The sequence below is a fragment of the Betaproteobacteria bacterium genome, from assembly GCA_009377585.1.
Lineage (GTDB): Bacteria > Pseudomonadota > Gammaproteobacteria > Burkholderiales > WYBJ01 > WYBJ01.
Map to the genome: position 1 here is coordinate 1 of WHTS01000201.1, position 6,406 is coordinate 6,406.

The 6,406-nt window shown below is 63.5% G+C and carries 6 protein-coding genes; 2 read left to right on the plus strand and 4 right to left on the minus strand.

Annotated elements, in window-relative coordinates; translation table 11 throughout:
• Window positions 1–732: thiamine pyrophosphate-binding protein (locus tag GEV05_30030; protein MPZ47524.1), on the plus strand; the 732-nt coding region annotated here is incomplete at its 5' end.
• Window positions 733–898: 166 nt separating this feature from the next.
• On the opposite strand, the gene GEV05_30035 is transcribed toward GEV05_30030, so the two are convergent.
• The 4 genes from GEV05_30035 to GEV05_30050 all read right to left on the minus strand — a co-directional run bounded on the left by GEV05_30035 (window position 899) and on the right by GEV05_30050 (window position 5,008).
• A complete protein-coding gene (locus tag GEV05_30035; protein MPZ47525.1) occupies window positions 899–2,224 on the minus strand; it encodes an MFS transporter in 1,326 nt (441 codons plus the stop codon).
• A gap of 121 nt (window positions 2,225–2,345) precedes the next feature.
• Window positions 2,346–3,422, minus strand: a complete 1,077-nt coding sequence (locus GEV05_30040; protein MPZ47526.1) for a tripartite tricarboxylate transporter substrate binding protein — start codon at window positions 3,420–3,422, stop codon at window positions 2,346–2,348.
• Window positions 3,419–3,769 carry a hypothetical protein gene (locus GEV05_30045; GenBank protein MPZ47527.1) on the minus strand — a complete coding sequence of 117 codons (351 nt, stop codon included), beginning with the start codon at window positions 3,767–3,769 and terminating at the stop codon, window positions 3,419–3,421. Before GEV05_30045 ends, GEV05_30040 begins: the two co-directional genes overlap by 4 nt.
• Before the next feature lie 249 nt (window positions 3,770–4,018).
• Window positions 4,019–5,008 carry a tripartite tricarboxylate transporter substrate binding protein gene (locus GEV05_30050; GenBank protein MPZ47528.1) on the minus strand — a complete coding sequence of 330 codons (990 nt, stop codon included), beginning with the start codon at window positions 5,006–5,008 and terminating at the stop codon, window positions 4,019–4,021.
• A gap of 334 nt (window positions 5,009–5,342) precedes the next feature.
• On the opposite strand from GEV05_30050, the gene GEV05_30055 reads away from it, so the two are divergent.
• The gene (locus GEV05_30055; protein MPZ47529.1) at window positions 5,343–6,197 is read left to right on the plus strand and encodes an amidohydrolase family protein; all 855 of its coding nucleotides are present in this window, start codon (window positions 5,343–5,345) and stop codon (window positions 6,195–6,197) included.
• Window positions 6,198–6,406: the final 209 nt, after the last annotated feature.

The window sequence follows — 6,406 nt, forward strand, 5'->3', positions numbered from 1 at the left end:
TCGCGTCACCACCTGCGTGCGGACGCCCGGCTCGGTGCGGAGGCGCTGACAGCGGCCTTGCCGGCACGCACGAAGATGTGGCGCACCGAGGCGATGGCCTCGCGCATCCGCGATTCGAAACCCGACAGCCACGTATTCGAGATCGAGCCGGGCTTGCTGGACCCGCGCGATGCGGTCGAGGCGCTCGAGAACCGTCTGCCCGCCGACTGGGAGCTCGTGAATTCCTCCGGCCACTGCTCGTGGTTCTTCGCGCAAATGCCTTCCCGTCCGAACGAGCGGTTTCTCACCATCCGCGAGTTCGGTGCGATCGGCAACGGCATCTCCTTTTCCATGGGCGTGGCGGCCGCGCGTCCGGATCGAACCGTGGTGCTGTTCGATGGCGACGGCAGCCTGATGATGCACATTCAGGAGCTCGAAACCATCAAGCGCCACGGGATGAACATCCTGATCATCCTGATGAACGACGGCGCGTACGGCTCCGAGGTGCACAAGCTCCGCTCGGAGGGCCTGCCCGAGGACGGGTCGGTGTTCGGCCGCCCCGATTTCGCGGCCATTGCGCGTGGTTTCGGGCTCGACGGGCAGACCTTCAAAAGTCTGGATGATCTGCCGCGGCGGCTGGAGGAGTTCACCAAGCGAGGCGGCGCCGCGGTCTGGGACTTCCACGTCTCGGACAAGGTCGTGTCGCCGACCATCCGCCGCGCCCATCCTCCCGGCAAGCACGCGAAGGCGTAAGCGACGGACACTCCCCTCTCCCCCCGGGAGAGGGGCTGGGGGGTGAGGGAAGTCGTGCGGACATTTTCCCTCACCCTCGCTCCCTCTCCCGGAGGGAGAGGGAAGACAAGCATAGCCACTCGGCACGGAGCTTGATTCTCCGCGCTCTTTGACCCACCGCGCCTAGCTAGCGCGCATTCGCAGGCGCGTCGAGTCGCCACAAGTGCGCCCGCCAATACGCGGCAATCAGCGCAATCGCAACGAGCGATGTGGTGCAGTAGAGGGTAACGGTCGCGGCGTAGCCATGACGCGCGATGAGCGGCCCGGCGATCAGTAATCCGATCGGTACGCCATAGATCATCAACTGCCGCACGCCCATGACACCGCCCCGGTAGCGTTCGTCCGAGCTTCGCAGCAGCATCGCCGACAAAGGCACCAGGCACAGGCTCTGCGCCAGTCCGGCAGCCATCAACGCGATGCTTCCGCTGATCGCATCCGGCATTCGGGAGAAGCACAGGATGACGACATACCAGACCGCACAGAATGCGGGAATCATGCGCCCGGGCCGTATGTAATGCCCGTAGCGGCTCAGTGTGATGGAGCCCAGCAAAGCGCCGGCCGCGAAGCTTGCGACCAGATAGCCGACCCCGGCCTGGCCAGTGTGATAGATCTCTTTCGCCACGTACGGCATCATTTGCGTCATCAACGGAAACGCCGACAGATTCACGAGGAACGCGACGCACATGGCAGCGAGCAGGTGAGGCGTGTGCCAGACGTAGACCAGAACCTCGCGCAAATCTCTCCAGGCCGATGTGCGGGTTTGCGCAGCGGCTGCCGCCTGCGCTGTGGTGGCTTGCGCCATGGGTTTCCCCGCAACTTGCAGGGAGAGGAGAAAGCTCGTTACATAGAGGCTGGCGATCACCACGTAGGCATACCCGGTGCCCAACGCAGCGGCGAGCCCGGCGCCGGTCAACGCGCCCATGATGCGTGCGGAATCCTGCGTGGTGCGCGAGATGCTGGTCGCGGTGAACAGTCGTGCGGACGGGATCGTCTGCCCGATCAGGGCATAGCGCATTACGAGATCCGAAGGCCGGAAAAGACCCAGCAGCGTGCCGAAAATGAACACATGCACGGGCCGCAGCAAGCCAGTCAGTGCCAGCGTCGTGAGCGTTGCCGCCAGCAGCGCATAGCAGCCGCGCATGGTGCAGACGACGCGCTTGTTGCCGATGCGATGCCCCAGCACACCGGCCATGGGGGCAAGCATCGTGCCGAAATACTGTAGCGCGCCAAAGACGGAGAGCATCAATACCGACTGTGTCTCGACCAGGACGTACCAGCCGAGAACGATGATCTCCATCTCGAAGCCCCACGACGCGCACAGATCAGCGGGCCATTGAAAGCGATAGCTGCGCACGCTGAAGGGCGAGTAGCCGGAGGCATCCGGCCGAGCACCCGAGTCGTCGTCCGCGCGCGCTGATTCAGAGTGAGTGTGGGTCGCCTGGGTCTGCTCCACAGGGCGATCGCGACGAGCGCTGTGATCCAAGTTCCTCCCTATTCCAGACGGCGTTCCGCGACCAGTTCGAGCTGACGCTTGCTTGCGACCACTACTTCTAGCATAAACGCGTGGCCGCGGCTCACCGAGGCGTGATTCCGCCACGACGGATCACGCTTGCCCAGTGGGCGATGTCCTTGCGAAGGAACTCGGCCGCCTCCTTGGGCGTCACGTTGCGACGCATCTCCAGCCCCTGTTCGGCAAACATCGCCGCCAGGCCGCCTTCGGCGAGGCCCTTCTGCACGATGCCCCCGACCCGCTTCACGATCGCCGCCGGCACGCCGCGCGGAAAGGCGAGGCCGTACCAGGAGCCTGCCCGGTAGTCCTTGAGCCCGGACTCCCTGACCGTGGGAACCTCCGGCAGCGCCGGATTGCGCTTCGCGCTCGTTACCGCAAGCGCACGGATGCGCCCGGCCCGAAAGTGGGATAGCGAACCGGGAATGCTGGTGAAGTAAAACTGCACCCGGCCCGCCACCAGATCGATCATGGCAAGCGCCGAGCCTTTGTACGGCACGTGCGTCAACTTCAAATCCGCCATCTGTCCCAGCAGCTCGCTTGCGAGGTGCGACGGCGAGCCGATGCCCGCGGAGGCGAAGTTGACCTTGCCCGGGCGAGCGCGCGCATATGCGATCAACTCCCGCAGGTTGTTCGCCGGCAGTTTCGGATAGATCGCGAGCATGAACGGCGTATCGGCGAGCAGGGTGAAGTGAACGAAGTCCCGCTGGATGTCGTAGGGCAGGGCGCGATAAAGACTCGGCGCTACGGCATACGATCCGCTGGTGAGCATGAGCGTGTATCCGTCCGCGGGTGCCGTCGATACCAGCTCGGCTGCGATCTTGCCGGACGCGCCCGGACGGTTGTCGATGACCACCTGCTGGTCCAGCCCTTTCGCGAGCACTTCGCCGAGCGCGCGCGCCACCATGTCGCTGGTGCCGCCGGGGGTGAACCCGACGACGAACCGCAGCGGCTTGATGGGATAGTCGGACTGCGCAAGGCTCTGCGCTGCGGGCATCAGGCTCGCGATCACGATCAGCAGCAGCATGCCGGCGAGTCGTTTCAGCAGCGAGCGGCTCGTGCAGGACAGGGCAAGCAGCGGGGCGGTAAGGATCGTCGTCATGTCAGGCGTCTCCCGAAGAAATGGTGACTCGGAGAAATTCATCGTTCGGAAACCCGCTGGCCGCGATCGCCACGGCGCGGTATCTGCCGATCCGTAGAAAACCTCACTTCACTAGCTCGAGCTCTGCTCTGCTCTGCCCTTCTCAACGCATCGCCCGCAATCACGCCGTTACCGCCCGGACGATGGTCCACGACCACCTGTTGGCCCCAGCCGGCAGTCATTGCATCGGCGACCATGCGAGCGACCGCGCCGGTGCTGCCGCCGGGAGCGTTGCCGACGATGAAGCGCATTCCCTTGCTAGGGTAGAGCTCTTGTGCTGCCGCCGAACCTGCGAGGCTCGTCAGCAGGCCGAGGGTCAACAATCGCTTCGAATCAATGCAGAATCTCATCGTCGGGCCTCTCCGGTTCGGATTCACCGAATGTAAGCGAGACAGCTTGAGCGGGGGTCGTGCTGCGGCACAGCCTTGCCAGCCGAGCTCGCGCTCCACTTCCTGGATTTATCGAGCGTTCCCTATTTCATGTCACGCTCGTCCCTCACCCCCAACCCCTCTCCCGGGGGGAGAGGGGAGCGTCGCGTCCGTATTGGACTGTCGTCCAATACGGAACGATCAATAAGAGACGAGGCAGCCCGAGCCCGCTCAGTTCTCCAGCTTGATGTTCGCGGCCTTGATGATCTTGGCGTACTTCGCGGATTCGGTCTTGATGAGCGCAGCGAACTGCTCCGGTCCGTTGACGAAAGGCTCGACGCCCTGCACGCCGAGCTTCTGCTTGAAGTCGGCCATCCCCTGAACCCGGATGATCTCGCCGGCGAGTTTGTCGACGATCTCCTTCGGCGTGCGTGGCGGCACGACCACACCGAACCAGTTCTTCACGCTGTAGCCTGGAAGTCCCAGCTCGGCGAAGGTGGGCAATTGCGGCAGGACCGGATTGCGCTCGTCGCCACCCACGCCGAGCGCTCGGATCTTGCCGCTGCGGATGTGCGGCAGAAGGGTGAGGGTGTTGTTGAAAGCGAGCTGAACCTGGCCGCCGATCAGGTCGGTGATTCCGGGGCCGCCGCCCTTGTAGGGAATCGCTTGAATCTTCACCCCGGCCAGCACATTGAAGTATTCGAGCGCCAGGTGCTGGATGCCGCCCGCATTGGAGACGGCCGCGTTCAGCTCTCCGGGTTTGGATTTGGCGAGCGCAATAAGCTCCTTCAGATTGCTTGCGGGCACCGCAGCGTTCACGACCAGGATGTAATTGGTGCTCACCAGGGTTGCGACCGGGGGAAATCCGAGGAAGGTCTTGTATTGCGCTTTCTCCGGATGAACGATCGGATTGATGACGTGAGCAGCCGTCACGAGCAGGATCGTTTGACCATCCGGAGCCGATCGCTGCAGCAATTCGCCGGCGACGATGTTGTTGCCTCCCGGCCGATTGTCGATGATGACCTGCTCGTTCCAGGATGTGGTCAGCTTCTCGCCCACGAGGCGGGCGGCGACGCTGGTCGATCCGCCCGGTGCGTTGGGAACGATGAAGCGGATCGGCCGGTCGGGATAATTCGGCTGGGCCGTAGCTGCGGCTGAAAATGCGGCGAGAGCTCCGAGCCCCAGGAGCAATCGCGTCCCGCCGTTGATTCCGAACTGCATCGATACTTCTCCTTTCTGAATCGGAAAAAATTCCGACACGGTCGAGTTTATCGCGCGACGCTCGTCAGGTCCCGACGATGACGGGGCTGCGCAGTGTGCCGATGCCGCTGAACGTAATCTCCAGGTCGTCGGGTCGCGGCGATGATGGGGTTTCGCAATGTGCCAATGTCGCCGATCTCGATCTCGTACAGGCGGAGACCTTGACGAGATCGGAGCAAGCCTGTGCGCAAGCGTCGTGCGTATCGAGGAGGAACTCGCTACGATACCCGAGAACCTATGACGGGATCGCCACGATCCGGGCAAACTGAGGGTCTGACCAGCCAGGGAGTTTCAGATGAACGCAACTTCGCGCAGGCGGCTCGGCCCGATCTGCGATACGCATCTGCACGTGTTCGGCGACAGGCGGAAGTATGCGCTGGTCGCACAGCTTCGCTCCGAGCCACCGGATGCGCCGCTCGAGCGTTTTCTGCAGGAGGCGGAGGCCGTCGGTGTGACGCGCATGGTGTTCGATCAGCCCAGCCACTATGGCCTGGACAACAGTTGCATCCTCGATGCAATCCAGGCGGTGGGGCTCGATCGAGCGCGCGCCATTGCAGCCGTGGACGCGGATACGGTGACGGACGCGGAACTGAGGGCGCTCGATGCAGGGGGTGTGCGTGGGATCCGCGTCAATTTCGGCTACCGGTCCATGGAGCGCGCAATCACGGCACAGGCGGTCGAGCAAGCAAAGAAGCTGGCGCCGCGTGCGGCGGCGCTCGGCTGGCACCTGGAATTCCTCGTGCCGAACTGGTCGCTGCAGGAATTGATTCCCGTGCTCGAAAATCTGCCCTGCGATTTTTCCGTCGGCCACATGGGTGTCTTCCCCGCCGCGAAGGAGGTCGGGCAGGAAGGCTTCGCGGAGTTCCTCGAGCTGCATGCGAAAGGCCGGTGCTGGGTCAAGTTCACCGGCGTCTATCGCATCTCGAAGCTGCCCGACTATTCCGATATCGCGCCGCTCGCGCAGGCGTTCGTGGCGAACAATCCGCAGCGCATCGTCTGGGGAACGGACTGGCCGTTCCTGTCGCATCTGGATGCGGTGACCTATCCGCAGCTCATGGATCTGTTCGAATCCTGGGTGCCGGATGCGGCCAACCAGCGCAAGATCCTCGTGGACAATCCCGCCCAGCTGTTCGGATTTGCCGGGAGATAGCCGTGCGAGAAAGCCGTATTCGCCGCTATTGATCGTTCCGTATTGGACGACAGTCCAATACGGACGCGACGCTCCCCTCTCCCCCCGGGAGAGGGGTTGGGGGTGAGGGACGAGCGTGTCATGGAATAGGGAACGCTCGATAGAATCGATGCGCGTACCGTGAAATCGCAACGACCAGGTTGAACCTGGCTCGGTTGCGCACCCGGTCG

Coding starts and splice junctions, on each gene's coding strand:
- GEV05_30055 (MPZ47529.1), top strand. CDS start 5,343: ATGAACGCAACTTCGCGCAGGCGGCTCGGCCCGATCTGCGATACGCAT.
- GEV05_30045 (MPZ47527.1), bottom strand. CDS start 3,769: ATGAGATTCTGCATTGATTCGAAGCGATTGTTGACCCTCGGCCTGCTG.
- GEV05_30050 (MPZ47528.1), bottom strand. CDS start 5,008: ATGCAGTTCGGAATCAACGGCGGGACGCGATTGCTCCTGGGGCTCGGA.
- GEV05_30040 (MPZ47526.1), bottom strand. CDS start 3,422: ATGAATTTCTCCGAGTCACCATTTCTTCGGGAGACGCCTGACATGACG.